The 16,185-nt window shown below is 55.7% G+C and carries 15 protein-coding genes; 9 read left to right on the top strand and 6 right to left on the bottom strand.

Annotation, left to right across the window (positions count from 1 at the left end):
• Positions 1 to 5: 5 nt before the first annotated feature.
• Complete coding sequence (locus LDN84_RS13105) at positions 6 to 419, top strand: MAPEG family protein (protein WP_223903899.1); 414 nt, start codon at positions 6 to 8, stop codon at positions 417 to 419.
• 66 nt (positions 420 to 485) lie between these two features.
• Here LDN84_RS13105 and LDN84_RS13100 read toward each other — a convergent pair whose 3' ends face one another.
• Both LDN84_RS13100 and gloB read right to left on the bottom strand, forming a co-directional pair.
• Positions 486 to 2,006, bottom strand: a complete 1,521-nt coding sequence (locus LDN84_RS13100) for a transglycosylase SLT domain-containing protein (RefSeq protein ID WP_223903898.1) — start codon at positions 2,004 to 2,006, stop codon at positions 486 to 488.
• Positions 2,003 to 2,770, bottom strand: a complete 768-nt coding sequence (gloB, locus tag LDN84_RS13095) for a hydroxyacylglutathione hydrolase (RefSeq protein ID WP_223903897.1) — start codon at positions 2,768 to 2,770, stop codon at positions 2,003 to 2,005. Before gloB ends, LDN84_RS13100 begins: the two co-directional genes overlap by 4 nt.
• Between gloB and LDN84_RS13090 the strand changes: the two genes are divergently transcribed.
• The 4 genes from LDN84_RS13090 (at position 2,769) to LDN84_RS13075 (ending at position 8,526) form a co-directional block, all read left to right on the top strand.
• Entirely contained in the window at positions 2,769 to 3,530 is a 762-nt protein-coding gene (locus tag LDN84_RS13090; RefSeq protein WP_223903896.1) for a class I SAM-dependent methyltransferase, read from the top strand. The genes gloB and LDN84_RS13090 overlap by 2 nt on opposite strands.
• A 34-nt stretch (positions 3,531 to 3,564) precedes the next feature.
• A complete protein-coding gene (gene rnhA, locus LDN84_RS13085; protein WP_223912989.1) occupies positions 3,565 to 4,014 on the top strand; it encodes a ribonuclease HI in 450 nt (149 codons plus the stop codon).
• A gap of 243 nt (positions 4,015 to 4,257) precedes the next feature.
• Positions 4,258 to 5,436 (top strand): efflux RND transporter periplasmic adaptor subunit, encoded by a 1,179-nt coding sequence (locus tag LDN84_RS13080; protein WP_223903895.1) that lies wholly within the window; start codon positions 4,258 to 4,260, stop codon positions 5,434 to 5,436.
• A gap of 18 nt (positions 5,437 to 5,454) precedes the next feature.
• On the top strand, positions 5,455 to 8,526 hold the full coding sequence (locus LDN84_RS13075) for an efflux RND transporter permease subunit (RefSeq protein WP_223903894.1): 3,072 nt from the start codon (positions 5,455 to 5,457) through the stop codon (positions 8,524 to 8,526).
• A gap of 29 nt (positions 8,527 to 8,555) precedes the next feature.
• Here LDN84_RS13075 and hslR read toward each other — a convergent pair whose 3' ends face one another.
• Together hslR and LDN84_RS13065 are read right to left on the bottom strand one after the other, a co-directional pair.
• A complete protein-coding gene (gene hslR / locus LDN84_RS13070) occupies positions 8,556 to 8,942 on the bottom strand; it encodes an Hsp15 family ribosome-associated heat shock protein (RefSeq protein ID WP_223903893.1) in 387 nt (128 codons plus the stop codon).
• A gap of 35 nt (positions 8,943 to 8,977) precedes the next feature.
• Positions 8,978 to 9,565 carry a glutathione peroxidase gene (locus LDN84_RS13065; RefSeq protein ID WP_223903892.1) on the bottom strand — a complete coding sequence of 196 codons (588 nt, stop codon included), beginning with the start codon at positions 9,563 to 9,565 and terminating at the stop codon, positions 8,978 to 8,980.
• A gap of 183 nt (positions 9,566 to 9,748) precedes the next feature.
• On the opposite strand from LDN84_RS13065, the gene LDN84_RS13060 reads away from it, so the two are divergent.
• Positions 9,749 to 11,125, top strand: coding sequence for a tryptophanase (locus LDN84_RS13060; protein ID WP_223903891.1), 1,377 nt, complete (start codon positions 9,749 to 9,751; stop codon positions 11,123 to 11,125).
• A gap of 107 nt (positions 11,126 to 11,232) precedes the next feature.
• Here LDN84_RS13060 and ipdC read toward each other — a convergent pair whose 3' ends face one another.
• A complete protein-coding gene (gene ipdC, locus LDN84_RS13055; RefSeq protein ID WP_223903890.1) occupies positions 11,233 to 12,855 on the bottom strand; it encodes an indolepyruvate/phenylpyruvate decarboxylase in 1,623 nt (540 codons plus the stop codon).
• 130 nt (positions 12,856 to 12,985) lie between these two features.
• Here ipdC and LDN84_RS13050 point away from each other — a divergent pair, with 130 nt between their 5' ends.
• From LDN84_RS13050 to LDN84_RS13040, 3 genes are all read left to right on the top strand, one after another.
• Entirely contained in the window at positions 12,986 to 13,834 is an 849-nt protein-coding gene (locus LDN84_RS13050; protein ID WP_223903889.1) for a 3-hydroxybutyryl-CoA dehydrogenase, read from the top strand.
• 156 nt (positions 13,835 to 13,990) lie between these two features.
• A complete protein-coding gene (locus LDN84_RS13045) occupies positions 13,991 to 14,521 on the top strand; it encodes a GNAT family N-acetyltransferase (RefSeq protein WP_223903888.1) in 531 nt (176 codons plus the stop codon).
• Between the two features lie 80 nt (positions 14,522 to 14,601).
• Complete coding sequence (locus tag LDN84_RS13040) at positions 14,602 to 15,522, top strand: DUF808 domain-containing protein (RefSeq protein WP_223903887.1); 921 nt, start codon at positions 14,602 to 14,604, stop codon at positions 15,520 to 15,522.
• 83 nt (positions 15,523 to 15,605) lie between these two features.
• Here the strand turns inward: LDN84_RS13040 and LDN84_RS13035 are convergent, their stop codons facing one another.
• Complete coding sequence (locus LDN84_RS13035) at positions 15,606 to 16,076, bottom strand: SRPBCC family protein (protein ID WP_223903886.1); 471 nt, start codon at positions 16,074 to 16,076, stop codon at positions 15,606 to 15,608.
• Positions 16,077 to 16,185: the final 109 nt, after the last annotated feature.

The following is a 16,185-nucleotide window of genomic DNA, read 5'->3' as shown; positions in this document are numbered from 1 at the left end:
ATGTCATGACAGTTACCCACTTTACCCTGGCCTACTGGTGTGTCTTGGTGGCCGCGTTGCTGCCTCTGTTGTGTGCGGTGATTGCCAAGTGGGGGGGCTTGGGCAAATCCCGCAAGGATGGTGGTTTTGACAACCACAACCCACGTGCCTGGCTGGCCCGACAAACTGATTGGCGGGCCCGTGCCAATGCCGCGCAGGCCAATAGTTTTGAGGCCTTGCCTTTTTTCATCGGTGCGGTGCTGATTGCACACCAGCTTGGGGCTTACCAAACCCGCCTGGACTTGCTGGCTTTTGTGTACGTGGTGCTGCGTGTGGTGTACATCCTGATGTACGTGGCCAATCTGGCCAGTTTACGCAGCCTGGTTTGGGTGTTGGCTTTGGCCATCAATGTGACCATTTTGTTTGCGGGTTACCGCTGATTAATCACGGTACTTGTAGCTTCAGCCCAAGGGTGATTGGTATGACCTGATCACCCCTTTGTGACTTTATTTTTGGGCAAACCGTGTTGATTTTTTACTTGGAGCTATCTTTCGATTGGCCATTGCGCGTGATTTTGTGCTCACTTTTTGGGTGACTCCAGCTTTTGCCGGCAAATACAACACCACTTGCTGACCTTGCTTGAAGGATGCGCTGGGGCTTATCTTGTTCCACTGTGCAATCGATTGGGTGCTGACCGCAAAACGCTTGGCCAAACTGGCTACATTGTCTTTTCGTCCCGCCTTGACGTTGGTTTTACGCAGTACCACTTCGGGTGACAGTGAGAGCTGGCCATTGTCTGCAATGTGTTCTGAGACATCGACGTTAAGACCGGCAGAGCGACGCACCAGCAAGGTGGAGCCTGCTTTGATCAGCATATGCGGCGGGATATTGTTCATTGCCCGCAATTCCGACTCGACCATGCCAACCCGTTTGGCTGCATCGGCGGTGCTCAGCGTTGCTGGTGCAATCCAGGCTGTCCAATTGGCCAATTGAGCACCGCTATACGCTTCCAGATTAGCTTGAAAACGCTCTGCATTGTCCCATGGCAGCAGAATTTGTGAGGTGCCAGAGGCCAGTAAAACGGGTTTGTTCACAGACGGGTTCAATGCTTTGAAGTCGTCAAGCGGTACTTCAGCCAGCTCCGCAGCCAGAGCGACATCAATGTCTCGGTCAATTTCCACACTTTGAAAATAAGGGTGGTTAGCAACGTTGGGCAAGCTCACCCGGAACGCTTCAGGGTTGGCCACCATGTTTTTCACGGCTTGTAGTTTGGGGACATACATACGTGTTTCCATCGGCATGGGCAAGTCAGGGTAGGCCGTGCTTTTACCTGCTTTGGCAGCCTTCTCCATGGCGCGCTTGACGCTGCCTTCGCCCCAGTTGTAAGCGGCTAGTGCCAGATGCCAGTCACCAAACATGCCATAGAGTTTTTGCATGTAGTCCAGCGCTGCACGGGTGGACTCAACAACATCACGGCGGTCATCGCGAAACAGATTTTGCTTGAGTTCAAACTGCTTTCCGGTGGCTGGCATGAACTGCCACATGCCAGCCGCTTTGGCGCTGGAGACGGCCTGCGGGTTGAAGGCGCTCTCAATAAAGGGCAACAGTGCCAATTCACTGGGCATGTTGCGTCGCTCCAGTTCTTCCACAATGTAGAACAGGTATTTGTTGCCCCGCTCGGTCATGCGGGTGACATAGTCCGGCCGGCTGCTGTACCAAAGCTCGCGCTCGCGCACCAGATCCGTGTCCAGGTCAGTCATGGCAAAACCACGGCGAATACGCTCCCACAGATCGACAGGTGGTACTAACGCGTGCACATATTTGGAGCCCAATTGTGTGCTGGAAAGGGGTTTTAATCCTCCTGCTGGGTAATGCAGAAGAGTTGCTCCAGACGTGGGATGGATTGAAGCTTGTGCATCAGGTGTTGTGTCGATAGCCTCGGCGGATGGTTTAATCCCACCAGGACCCGCGCAGCCAGCCAGCCATACGGTGGCCACCAGGACACCCAAACGAAGAAGGTTTTTCAAAATTGATCTTTCCAGGTGCGCAGGGCCGCAAACACACTGACGGGGTCGTGGGCTTGGGCAAAACGCTGCTGCACCGCATTAGCCACATCAGGCAAATGGGTGCGTAAAAAAGGGTTCACACGCTTTTCAAGCGCAATGCTTGAGGGCAGGGTGGGCTGGTGGGTTTGTCGCAAGGCCTGCGCACGTTGTTGGTAGGCCATAGTTTCCGCATTGTTAGGCTCCACAGCCAGGGAAAAACGCAGATTGCTTAAGGTGTATTCATGGGCGCAGCACACCCGCGTGGACTCCGGCAGGGCCGCCAGTCGGGTTAATGAGGCCAACATTTGGGCTGGGGTACCTTCAAACAAGCGGCCACAGCCGCCGCTGAACAAGGTGTCACCACAAAAAAGCACCGGGGTTTCGTCTGGAATCATTCCAAAGTAAGCCACATGACCAGCGGTGTGGCCAGGCACATGCAGGACTTCAAATGACAAACCTAAGGCTGTGATGATGCTGCCATCGGCCACTCGCTGCAAAGGCTCGGGCATGGTTTCCTGCACCGGACCCCATACTTGGGCATTGGTGCGCTCACGCAGTTCAGACACACCACCGATGTGGTCGTTGTGATGATGCGTGACTAGAATCGCCTCCAGCGTCAGCCCGCTTTGCTTTAGCGCAGCCAGGACAGGTTTGGCATCACCCGGGTCGATCACCAACGCTTGATGTTCGTTATGCAACATCCAAATGTAGTTGTCGTTGAAAGCAGGTATTGGAATTAACTTCATGGGCGATCAAATTATAGGGATGCATGACTGGCTGGCAACCCCGCCGGGGACTTACCTGCTGGAATGGGAACATGCGCAGATGGCGGCAGCAGTGGCGAATGTGTTTGGTTTTCATGCTTTACAGTTGGGTTTGCCTGAGCTGGATGCCCTGTCTGCCAACCGAATGCCTCACCGTTGGCTGGCTACAGAAACACCGCATGAAAAAGCGGCTTTCATGACCGAATTTTCAGCGTTGCCGTTTCCAGCCAATAGTCTTGATCTGGTGGTTTTGCCGCATGCGCTTGAGTTGACGGCTGACCCGCATGCCGCCTTGCGTGAGGTTCACCGGGTTTTGGTACCGGATGGTCGGGTGGTGATTTGTGGCTTCAACCCCATGAGCTTATGGGGTTTGCGCCAATACCGTGCACACCTGTACCAGCGACTGGGTTGGAATCATCCATTTTTACCAAATACAGGTGAATTTCTGGGGTATTTACGCATTCGTGATTGGTTGCGCTTGCTCGGCCTGGAGCTTGAGTCGGGTGCGTTCGGTTGTTATCGGCCCGCCTTGGCCAACCCACATTGGTTGGAGCGCTTTGCCTGGATGGATCGTCTGGGAGCACGCTGGTGGCCGATACTCGGGGCCGTTTATTGTGTGGTGGCTGTGAAACGGGTGCGCGGTATGACGCTGCTCAATCCGAGATGGAAGCCTTCCATTCGACTTTCCGGTGCTCCTGTTTCTGTAGCTGGTCGTACTGGTAAATCAGGCTCTACAGGCTAAAAACTCTTCAAAATTGAAAAATGAGGTCATGAATTTGAATCCAATCGACATTTACACCGATGGTGCTTGCAAAGGTAACCCCGGCCCTGGAGGATGGGGTGCTTTGCTGAAATCGGCGGATGCCCAGAAGGAATTGTTTGGTGGAGAGTTGGGCACGACCAACAACCGCATGGAAATGATGGCGGTGATTGAAGCCTTGGCTGCCTTGAAGCGCCCCTGCAAAATTACGCTGCATGTGGATAGTCAATATGTGCTCAAAGGCATGACCGAGTGGCTGCCTGGCTGGAAAGCGCGAGGTTGGAAGACTGCCACCAAGGCACCGGTGAAGAATGTGGATCTGTGGCAGCGCCTGGATGCCCTGGTCAACAGCGGTACACATCAGATTGAGTGGCGCTGGGTGCGTGGCCACAATGGTGACCCTGGTAATGAGCGGGCAGATCAGCTGGCTAACCAGGGCGTGACTCTGGCGTTGGGGCGGCGCTGAGTTGTCGCTCAGGAAGCGTGGGGCGAATTACCGCCTGGACTCATCAGACAACTTTAATCCAGTGACCCTATCATGGTGATCCGCTCCAGGGCGGATGTTTTGATGCCGGGCCATTCTTGGGGTTTGTAAAGACTTTGCAAAGATCCATGCTCTGTTCAGGTGTTCTGTAGCAGGCCGTTACATTTACGCGTGCTTCACAGGATGCGGCCCGTTGGCGTATTTTTTTCATCAGGATTTTTTCACATGGCGAGCAAATTCAAGTACTGGGTCATGGCTGTTCTGGGTATGGTCATCGCAACAGGTGGTGCGTGGTGGCTGCAGTCCAAGCCGCAGGGACCCAAAGACATGGTTGCTGTGGATAAAAACCAGGCTGGCGGGCCAGCTGCGCCCAAAGTGGCAGGGGTTGAAGCGGTGAAGGTGCTTGCGCAGCCTTTGCGGGATGATGCCCAGGCGGTTGGCAGTCTGCGTGCGCGTCAAAGCGTGATGCTGCGCCCGGAACTGGTTGGGCGCATCACGGCACTGAACTTCAAAGACGGCGGCCCGGTGCGAAAAGGGCAAATCATGGTGCAGTTTGACGACTTGTTGCAGCAAGCCGATGTGCAGCAAATGCAGGCCCAGTTGGCCATTGCGCAGGCCAATTTCAATCGCACCAAAGAGTTGGTGGCAGCCAACTTCATGTCCAGGCAAACCCTGGATACGGGGGCTGCCAATTTGCAGGTGGCGCAAGCCCAATTGGTATTGGCGCAGGCGCGTTTGAGTCGCATGGCGGTGCGTGCGCCATTTGATGGCACGGCAGGTATCCGACTGGTAAATGTGGGTGACTATGTCAAAGACGGGGTGGATCTGGTGTCGCTGGAAGATACCCGTCAGATGATGGTCGACTTTCGCCTGCCTGAGCGCCTGGGTAGCAAACTCAAGCTTGGACAAAGTGTGGAACTTAGCCTGGATGCTTTGCCGGGGCATCATTTCAAAGCGGTTGTGGAGGCGGTGGACCCGCTGCTTGATGCCAACGGTCGTTCGATTGGCGTGCGGGCTGTGTTGCCCAATGTAAGCAAACCCGGTGAAGCGCAGCCTTTGCGCACAGGCATGTTTGCCCGGGTTACCACGGTGTTTTCGGTCAACGAAGCCGCCCTGGTGGTGCCGGAAGAGGCCATCGTGCCGCAGGGTAATCGTCAGTTTGTCTTCAAACTGATTGCGCCTGAAGCAGGTGCCAACCTGCCGCCAGACACCAAGTTTGTCTCGCAGCGCCAAGAGGTGACCCTGGGCGTACGCAGCCAAGGGAAAGTCGAAATTGTGCAAGGTTTGAGTTTGGGTGAGACGGTGGTGGTGGCTGGCCAGCAGCGTTTGCAAAAAGATGGTTCACCCGTGCGTTTGGTGGAGTTGGGCAGGCCCGCAGGTCCCAAAACGGCAGCTAGCCAATAATTTGCCAGGGAACTTCTGATGCAACTGGCTGAAACCTCCATCCGTCGCCCGGTCTTTGCCACCGTGTTGTCGTTATTGATCGTGCTGATTGGCGCGGTCTCGTTCAACCGCTTGTCGGTGCGTGAATATCCCAAAATTGACGAACCTGTGGTGTCGGTGACCACCACTTTTGCTGGGGCCTCCAGTGAAGTGATGGAAGCCCAGGTGAGCAAGGTGCTGGAAGATTCGCTCTCTGGCATTGAAGGGGTGGATGTGATCACGTCCACCAGTCGTCCAGAGCGTAGCCAGATTTCAGTCCGTTTTGTGTTGAGCCGTGATGCGGATTCTGCCGCAGCGGACGTGCGCGACAAGGTGACCCGCGTGCGCCAGCGTCTGCCGCAAGGTATCGATGAGCCGGTGATTGCCAAAGTGGAGGCCGAATCGTTCCCAGTGATTTTTCTGGCCTTGAGTTCGGACACCCACACTGCGCTGCAACTTTCCGAGATGGCCAATACCCTGGTCAAACCGGTGTTGCAAACCGCACCGGGTGCGGCTGAGGTCAATATTTACGGTGAGCGTAAATTTGCCATGCGCATCTGGGTTGACCCGGACAAGCTTGCCGCCTACAAGCTCACGGTGCAAGACCTTGAAGATGCCCTGCGTCGATCCAACCTGGAGGTGCCGGCCGGGCGGATCGAAAGCACCCAGCGCGAGTTCAGCGTGACGGCGGCAACCGATTTGCAGCGTCCGAGAGAATTTTCCCAGGTGGTGATTCGCAGTGTGGGTGGCCAGTCGATTCGCATTGGCGATGTGGCACGTGTGCAGGAGGCACCCGTGGATGAACGCTCGTTTGTGCGTTTGAACGGACGTGATTCTGTGGGGGTTGGGGTGGTGAAGCAATCAACCGCCAACCCGCTGGAACTTTCCAAGGGTGTGATCAGTTTGCTGGATAAATTGCGCCGTGATTTGCCGCCAGGTGTGCAGATTGAGGTGGCTAATGACAACTCGGTGTTTATTGACCAGTCGATCAAAGCGGTGTTCAGGACCATTGTGGAGGCTGCCGTGTTGGTGGCTTTGGTGATTTTTGTTTTTTTGCGCACATTACGTGCCTCGCTGATTCCGTTGGTCACGATTCCGGTGGCACTGATCGGTACATTTGCGATGATGTCCTTGGCGGGTTTCAGTATCAACACGCTGACTTTGTTGGCCTTGGTGCTGGCCATTGGCCTGGTGGTGGATGATGCGATTGTGATGCTGGAGAACATCTACCGCCACATTGAAGAAGGTTTGCCGCCGTTTCAGGCCGCTATCCGGGGGGCGCGTGAGGTTGGCTTTGCCATTGTGGCGATGACCATGACGCTGGTGGCGGTGTATGCGCCGCTGGCGTTTTCGCCTGGGCGCACCGGGCGCTTGTTCACTGAATTTGCGCTGGCACTGGCGGGTGCGGTGGTGATCTCGGGCATAGTGGCACTGACTTTGTCGCCCATGATGTCATCTTTGTTGTTGCGCCATAACCCGCATCCGACCTGGTTTGATTCGCACATGGAAAGCCTGCTGGAGTGGGTCACTCGAACATATGGTAGGGCGCTGGCCTGGTCATTGAGTCGACGCTACCTGGTTTTGTTGGTGATGTTGGTCAGCGGTTTGGTGACTTGGTGGACCTTGGGGGATATCAAGCGTGAACTCTCCCCACTTGAAGACCGCGGTGTGGTGCTGGCGCGTATCAATGCGCCTGACGGTGCAACCCTGGCCTATACCGACCGTTATGCGCGTGGTATTGAGCGTATCGCCGAAGACTACCCCGAGTTTGATCGTATTTTTTCTACTATCGGCAATCCCACGGTGTCTCAGGGGAACATCTTTTTTCGGGCCAAACCTTGGGAGGATCGGGAGCGCACCACGCTGGAGATGGCGCGAACCATGACACCGCGTGTGTCCAGCCTGTCGGGTGTGACGGCGACAACCATCACGCCGCCTTCTCTCGGGCAGAGCTTTAGCAGTCGGCCTATCGAGTTTGTCATCATCACCTCTGAAAGCTATCAGAACCTGGCGAAAACCGTGCGCGACTTTCAGGATGAGTTGGCGAAAAATCCGGGATTTGTCCAGGTGGACACTGATTTGCGTCTGAACAAGCCGGAGATCAAGCTGGAAGTGGATCGTGAACGAGCTGCTGACATGGGGGTGAGTGTGGACCTGATTGCGCGGGCCATCGAGACCATGCTGGGTGGACGCAATGTGACGCGTTACAAGCGCGGTGGCGAGCAATATGACGTGATTGTGCAAACCAATCCCAGTGGGCGCAACACGCCGGATGATATTGAGAAAATCTTTGTGCGTGGCAAGGGCACGGACCTGATTCCTTTGTCTGCTTTGGTCAAAATTCGTGAAGTGGTGGTTCCACGTGAGCTGATTCACTTTGGTCAGCGTCGCTCGGCCACCATCACAGCCAACTTGTCAGCCACTTATTCGGTAGGTGAGGCGCTCAATTTTATGGATGCTACGGCGCAAAAAGTGCTTAAACCGGGCTACACCACGGACCTGAACGGCATCAGCCGTGAGTACAAAAAATCGTCTGACTCGTTAACGCTGGTGTTTGCGTTGGCGCTGTTGTTCATCTTTTTGGTGTTGTCTGCGCAGTTTGAGAGTTTTGTGGATCCTTTTGTGATTTTGTTCAGCGTACCGTTGTCCATGGCGGGGGCATTGCTGGCGCTTAAATGGTCTGGTGGCACGTTTAATGTGTTCAGCCAGATTGGTCTGATCACGTTGGTGGGCTTGATCACCAAACACGGTATTTTGATTGTGGAGTTTGCCAATCAGTTGCGTGAACAAGGTATGGACATGATGAGCGCCATTCAGCAGTCGGCTGCACAGCGTTTGCGCCCGATCATGATGACCACCGGTGCCATGGTGCTTGGCGCGGTGCCGCTGGCCATCGCCAAGGGTGCTGGTGCAGAGAGCCGTCATCAAATTGGCTGGGTGATTGTGGGAGGGATGAGCCTGGGAACGCTGTTGACGGTGTTTGTGGTGCCCACCATGTACACCTTGCTGGCGCGCAGGCATGCGCCTGGGCCCAAAAAAGAACCCGCTTTGACCCATTATCCGGTGATGTAGTGGTTGGCGGGGCGTTTCTGAGGTGGGGTTTACCACTGTCCGTCGCGTAATTTTTCAGTGTCGCGGCGCTCACGTTTGGTCGGGCGGCCTTGTGTCAGGGCCAGGGCTGGCTCGGGGGCCAGACGGCGCTGCTCGGCAGCGTGTTGCCGCAGCTGAACAGATTCAGCGGTTTCCTGGTACAGCCAGGCGGCTTGTGGTGCTGGGCCGCGTTTGTCACTCAGGTCAAGTACGGTCACCGTGCGCGTCACCGGGCCGTTGCGAAGCTGCACGCTGTCACCGCGTTGGAGTTCGCGGGCGGGCTTGACCACGGCACCATTCACCTGCACGTGGCCCTTGTTGATCTCTTCACTGGCCAGGCTGCGGGTTTTGTAAAAACGGGCGGCCCAGAGCCATTTGTCAATGCGAAGTCGCTCCATGGCTCAAGTCCAAGACATCCGGTGCAAGTTGGTTGTCATAGCGCCTTGTTGATGGCCGAGACCAAGCTTTTGCTTTGCGGGCCGGTCAGACTGCTGAAGCTGTCGACCACTTTACCGTTGCGGTCAATCAGGTATTTAAAAAAGTTCCATTGCGGTGCTCTGCCGGTTTCTTTGGCCAAAGCCTGGTACAGGGGATTGCTGTTGGGGCCTGACACCACGGATTTGGAAAACATGGGGAACTTGACCGCATAGGTGTTGAAGCAAAAGTCGGCAATTTCCTTGTTGCTGCCAGGTTCCTGCTTGCCAAAGTCGTTGGATGGAAAACCCAGCACCACCAAACCTTTGTCTTTGTAGCTGGCATACAGTGCCTCCAGTCCTTCATATTGACCTGTGAAGCCGCAGTAGCTGGCGGTGTTGACCACCAGAATCACTTTGCCTGCGTATTGGCACAGGTTTTGTGGGGCTTCGTCTTGCAAGCGGTTGAAGGTGTACTTCAGGATGCTGGGGCAGGCTTCAGGTGTGGCACGGGGTGTTGCATCGGCGGGGGCAGCGTGAGACAGGGCACTGGCTAGCAGGGACAGCAGCAGTCCTGTGCAGCGCAAGGTGAAGGTGTGAATATGCATGTAGTGAACTCTTGGGAAGGCCGATCATGCGTTTGAGTCTAGCCTTTAATGGTTGGCGCTGCCGAGCCGGGGTGGTGTGGGGATGCTGGATTCGCAGAGTTGATGGAGTGTTGGAAATAGCCGACACCACGAGTCGTTGAGCGGTGCTACCTTCTGCCACTCTTCATTTTTGCAGAACACACCATGCCCAAAACACTGATCGAACCGTTTCGCATCAAAAGTATCGAACCCATCCGTATGACCACACGCGAGGAGCGTGTGCAACTGCTGGAAGCCGCCAAGCTCAACGTCTTCAAGCTGCGCGCAGAAGACGTGCTGATTGACTGGTTGACCGACTCCGGCACCGGTGCCATGTCCAGCCGTCAGTGGGGAGCCATCATGGAAGGTGATGAAAGTTACGCCGGAGCGCGCAGCTTTTACCGCCTGGAAGCGGTCATCCAGGCCATCACCGGCATGCAGTTTTTTGTGCCCACCCACCAGGGCCGCGCGGCTGAAAAGGTGCTGTTCACCGCTGTCTGCAAAAAGGGCGACGTGGTGCCCAACAACTGCCACTTTGATACCACCCGTGCCAACCTCGAATACTTGGGGATCGAGGCGCTGGATCTGGTGATTGCCGAGGGTTTGCAGCCGTCATTGATTCATCCCTTCAAAGGCAATATTGATCTGGAACGGGTTGAGGCGCTGCTGAAAGCGCGTGGCGAGCAGATTCCGTTTGGCATGATCACCGTGACCAACAACACCGGGGGTGGCCAGCCCGTGTCGATGGCCAATATTCGCGCCTATGCGGCGCTGCTCAAGCAATATGGCAAACCCTTCATCATGGATGTCTGCCGCTTTTCTGAAAATGCGATGTTCATCAAGATGCGTGAACCGGGCTATGAGAACACGCCCATCCGCGACATCGTGCGGGAAATGTTTTCTTATGCCGACGGTGCCACCATGAGTGCCAAAAAGGATGGCATGGTCAACATCGGCGGCTTCATCGTGCTGCGCAGTGAGGAGTGGATGGATGCGGTGCGCAATGTGCTGATCATGACCGAGGGCTTCCCTACCTACGGCGGTCTGGCCGGGCGTGACCTGGAGGCCCTGGCCGTGGGTCTGGAAGAAGGCATGCAGGAAGACTATTTGCGTTACCGTTTGCGCACCGCCGAATACCTGGGTGAACGGCTGGAGGCGGCTGGCGTGGGCTTTGTCAAACCGACCGGGGGGCACGCGGTCTACATTGATGCGCGCACCGTGCTGCCCGACATGCCGGTGTCGCACTATCCGGCTTGGGCGCTGTGTAATGCGCTTTACCTGGAGGGTGGCATTCGCGGGGTGGAAATTGGTTCGGTGATGTTTGGCAAGCGCCTGGCCGATGGGACGGAAACCTTTCACAGCATGGAGCTGGTGCGCCTGGCTTTTCCGCGGCGCATGTACACCCAAAGCCACTTTGACTATGCGGCAGAAGTGATTGCCGAGGTGAAGGAAAAAGCCGCCAGCATTCGCGGTGTCAAGATCACCAAGCAGCCGCAGTTTTTAAGGCATTTCACGTGCGAGTGTGCTTGGGTGGATGTCTGACGGGGTCATAAGCTGTTTAGGCCTCTAGCGCTTTTATTTCAAGCGCTTGTAGCTATTTATTCAATAGCATATTCCCCGTTTTTTAAGCTCAGAAGGACGGTTAAGGCCTATTTCACCGTATTCAACCGCTTAACCCCAGCCACAAACCTGGTCAATGTGTCTGACAACACGCCACGTGGAAGGGTGACTTCAATCAGTTGGAATTTGCCGCGTGTGGCCATCGCCTGATCCAGCGCAGCTTTCAGCTCGGCGCGCGTGCCCACGCGCACGCCGTCACCACCCATGCCTGAAGCCATTTCGGCAAAGCCCCAGTGATCCAGGTTGTTGAAGCCAGACTCGGGTTGGAAGGTGCGCAGCATTTCCCAGCTGGCGTTGTTGAACACCAGCACAATGGGATCCCAGCCGTAGCGGCGGCAGTTGCCCAGCTCCCAGCCGGTCATCTGGAAAGCACCATCACCCACCAGAATCAACGGGCGCTCGCCTGTGGCTGCCTGCAGGCCCAGCCCGGCAGGCACACCAAACCCCATGGTGGCGTAGTAGCCAGGGGCCACCAGCGCGGTGTGTTTGATCTCCATGGCGGTGAACAGGCAGTCGCCCATGTCGGAGGCAATGGGCATCTTGCCGTGTCTGGCCATCAGGTCGTTGACGGCGGTGGCAATGTCGGTGGGCGTGATGCTTTGGGCATCCCGTGGCAAATCCAGCGGGAACACCTGGGGTGTCACGCTGAAGGCTTTGTCCGGCCCGCTCACGCGCTCCAGCATCCGGTTTACCACGGCAGCCAGAGGCAGTTTTGCGTAGGTGTGGTAGCCAATGTTGACCTGACCATTCAGTGCCTGGATGGTTTTGCGCATGTCGATTTTGGTCTCGGACACAGCAAAGTTGGTATCACAAATGATTTCACCCAGCAAAAACAGGCTGTCCGAGTTTTCCACCAGATGTGTTATTTCGGGGAAACCGGCCACGCCCATGTAGGTGCCAACCAGCGGCGAGTCTTGTTCGGACAACAATCCCCGCCCCATGAAGCTGGTGACCACGGGTAACCCTAGCCGACGCGACAAGGTGGCCACGGTGTCTTCCAGCCCGTAGCGGCGCACTTCCACCCCGACCATCAGAACCGGTGATCTGGCCTGGGCCAGGCGTTCCAGAATTTCATCCACACAGGCATCCAGCGCGTCGGGGTCGACGGTTTGCGGAGCTTCTGGCAACACATCGGCACAAGGCATGGCGACCATGTCGCGTGGAATCTCGATGTACACCGGTTCTGAGTGACGCAGGCAGCTGGCCAGCACACGGGCAATGTCGGCCGGGGCACGCTGGGCATCGTCCAGACGGCATTGGTCGCAGGTGATTTCCTTGAAGATTTGAAACTGGCTGTCGAGGGTTTTGGCCTGGTGGTGCAGCAGCAGGCCGGAGCGTGATTCATTTTTGCCTGGCCCACCCGAGAGCACTACCAGCGGGGATTTTTCGGCAAACGCTGCGGCCACCGAGTTGATCATGTTCAGCGCACCTGCCCCGTAAGTGACCGCAGCTACGCCCAGGCTGCCATTGATGCGCGCCGAGGCATCGGCGGCAAAACCCACGCCGGGTTCGTGCGACAAGGTGTAGAGCGGCAATATCTTGGACTCTTCAATGATGCGGAAGTAGGGCAGGGCAAAGTCGCCGGGGATGCCAAAAATCTGCCGTGCACCGTGCTTTTTGAGCGCGTGCAGCAGTTGTTCGGTGAGATTCATGTGGAATGTCTCCTAGTTGGGGTGGGTAAATTATCCCAGTCTGGCTGTGTTTGACCTGGCTGGTGTGTCAGGATGTGGCGGTTCTGAAAACGCTAACATGATGGGTTAATTTTTTAATGGAGTTTTCAAGATGAGTATCACGACAGTGGGTATTGTTGGCGCAGGCACCATGGGCAACGGCATTGCGCAGGCATGCGCGGTATCCGGCCTGAATGTGGTGATGGTGGACATTTCAGAGGCGGCTGTGGCCAAAGGCATCGCCACCGTGTCTGGCAGCCTGGACCGTTTGCTGAAAAAAGAGAAGATCAGTGCCGTTGACAAAGAGGCTGCGTTGGCCCGCATCAAAGGCAGCACCCACTATGGCGACCTGAACAGTGCCCAGTTGGTGATTGAGGCCGCTACTGAAAACTACGATCTCAAGGTCAAAATCGTCAAACAGCTTGATGAAATGCTGGCCCCTGAGGTCATCGTGGCCACCAATACCTCGTCGATTTCCATCACCAAGCTGGCTGCAGTCACCTCCCGTGCAGATCGTTTTATTGGCATGCATTTCTTCAACCCGGTGCCAATGATGGCGCTGGTGGAAATTATTCGTGGCCTGCAGACCAGTGATGCCACCCACGCGGCGGTGCATGCCATGGCCACAGCTTTGGGTAAAACCCCGATCACCGTCAAAAATTCCCCGGGTTTTGTGGTCAACCGCATTCTGGTACCCATGATCAATGAAGCGTTTTTTGTGCTGGCCGAAGGCCTGGCCAGCCCCGAAGACATCGATGCCGGCATGAAGCTGGGTTGCAACCAGCCGATTGGTCCGCTGGCGTTGGCTGATATGGTTGGGTTGGATGTGTGCCTGGCCGTGATGGAGGTGTATTTGCAGGAGTTTGGCGACAGCAAATACCGTGCTTGCCCGCTGCTGAAAGAAATGGTAGCCGCTGGCCGTCTGGGGCGCAAAACCGGGCAAGGTGTTTATAGCTATTAAAAATGTAGCATTTAGCGCTTTATAAACAAGAGCTACAGCCACTTTTTTTATATAAATTAAAAGCTTTGTGGCAGGTTGTCGTCAGCGCTGATTCAGGCTGCGACAATCCACATCCCTTTTTGAACCGTGCCGGGTTTGAGTCCGGCCTTTTTTTGCATGTCTGATTTCTCCATCATCGAAGTACGTCCCGCCAAAGAGCGTGATGCCCAAGCAATAGCCCAAATTCAGGCCAGCGCAGCCCAAGCCGCGTTCAAGGCACAGTTTCCCGGCGAAACCATGCCGGAATTTGACAGCCTGAAAAAAAGCCAGGCTTACTGGCGTGAGGCCATCGAGTTTGGTGACCCGCAAGTGTTGGTGGCCGTGATGGACGGCGAGGTGGTGGGTTTTGTCGGCTTTGACCGTTCTCGTGACCCCAAAACGCCGGCCACCATGGGCGAAATCTGGGCCTTGTATGCCCGCCCCAGCCATTGGGGCCAGGGGGCTGGGTTGGCACTGTGGGACGGTGCCCGTGAAGGCCTGATGGAGGAAGGCTGTACCAAGGTGACTGCCTGGGTGCCGCTGGGGTATGAACGTGCCTTGCGCTTTTTTGACATGGCTGGCTTCAAGCGTGAAATGACCAGCATCAAAACCGTGCAACTGGGTTTGACGCGAATTGAAGAGATTCGCTTCAAACGCGATTTGAACTGAGCGCGGCAGGCATCCGCATGCAGGTATGGATGAGCCATCCCTGACAATGCGACTTGGTGTTTTTATCAGGGAGTGATGTGATGGCTGGAAGTCTGTTGCTGCTGTTGGACGATATTGCCACGGTGTTGGACGATGTTGCCGTGTTGACCAAAGTGGCGGCCAAAAAAACCGCAGGCGTGCTGGGAGATGACCTGGCTTTGAACGCCCAGCAAGTTTCCGGCGTGAGTGCGGATCGCGAGTTGCCGGTGGTGTGGGCAGTGTGCAAGGGATCGCTGGTCAATAAGGCGATTCTGGTACCGGGCGCACTGGTGCTCAACGCGCTGGCTCCCTGGTCCATCGTGCCGCTGTTGATGGCCGGTGGTTTGTTTCTGTGCTTTGAAGGTTTTGAGAAGCTTGCACACAAGTTCTTGCACAGTGACGCGGAGGCAGCACACGAGCACGCGGAGCTGGTAAAAGCACTCAGTGACGCGTCTGTTGACTTGGTTGCCCTTGAGAAAGACAAGATCCAGGGCGCGGTGCGAACCGATTTTATTTTGTCTACGGAGATCATCGTCATCACCCTGGGCACCGTGGCCACCAGCAATTTTTTGACCCAGGTAAGTGTGCTCAGCGGGGTGGCGTTGCTAATGACCCTAGGCGTTTACGGTTTGGTGGCTGGCATTGTCAAGATTGATGATCTGGGCTTGTACATGAGCCATCGCCCAACCCGGTTGGCGCAGACGGCGCAACAGGCTCTGGGGCGTGGCTTGCTGCGTGCCGCACCTTGGCTGATGAAGGGTTTGACCGTGGTGGGCACGCTGGCCATGTTTCTGGTGGGCGGCGGCATTCTGGCGCATGGCTGGCATACCGTGGGGCAGGGCATTGAACAACTCAGCGCTGCGGCTCCGGGCCTGTTGCAGTCAGTGGTCTCGGTGAGCCTTAACCTGATGGTGGGGCTGCTCGCTGGCGGGGTAGCGGTGGCAGCAACCACATTGTTTCAGCGTCTTAAAGCCAGGTTTTAATAAGGTTTAAGCCTCTGGAGCTTATGAATAGAGCGTAAGAAGCTATCAATAAAATAGCTTTGTGATGCCTGCGGCAAACTTGTTCAGACTTCACCACCAAAGTGCTGGGTGAGGTTGTCAAGGTATTGCTCCACCATTTTTTCAAATTCGGATTCGACCACCGGGGCTACCACCATCTTCATCAGGCCAGGCAAGGGCAGGGTGAGTTCACCTTTGGATTGAAAGGTGATGTGGGTTGATTTTTTCTTGTCCACGATCTTCCAGCTACCCGACACCAGCGCGTTGCCTTCGTCTGGGATGGGGGTCCAAACTACCGTGCCTTTAGCTTGATCGCTGACGTACCTGGAGGCATAAATGGTTTGCAGATTGATTTGGGCCAAGCCAATTTTTTCCATCTCCCAGCGGTAGGCACCGTTGCCCAAGTCAACTAATTGATTGACCTTGGGGAAAAAACTGGCTGACTTGGGCACGTCGCTCAGCACGGCAAAGACGCTTGCATAGTTGGCTTTAACGTTTAACTCATATCCCAAATCGATCGTGACGGTGATAGCCATGTGCGTCTCCAAGGTGTTAGGTGAAAGGGTGGGTACAAATTCAGAAGCAAGTCAGCAGGCTGTCAAAGTCAAATTCGGATTTGCCAGCACAATACCGCTCCTTCATTAT

It is taken from the genome of Rhodoferax lithotrophicus (assembly GCF_019973615.1).
GTDB lineage: Bacteria > Pseudomonadota > Gammaproteobacteria > Burkholderiales > Burkholderiaceae_C > Rhodoferax > Rhodoferax lithotrophicus.
This window is presented reverse-complemented; position numbering and strand designations above follow the sequence as displayed.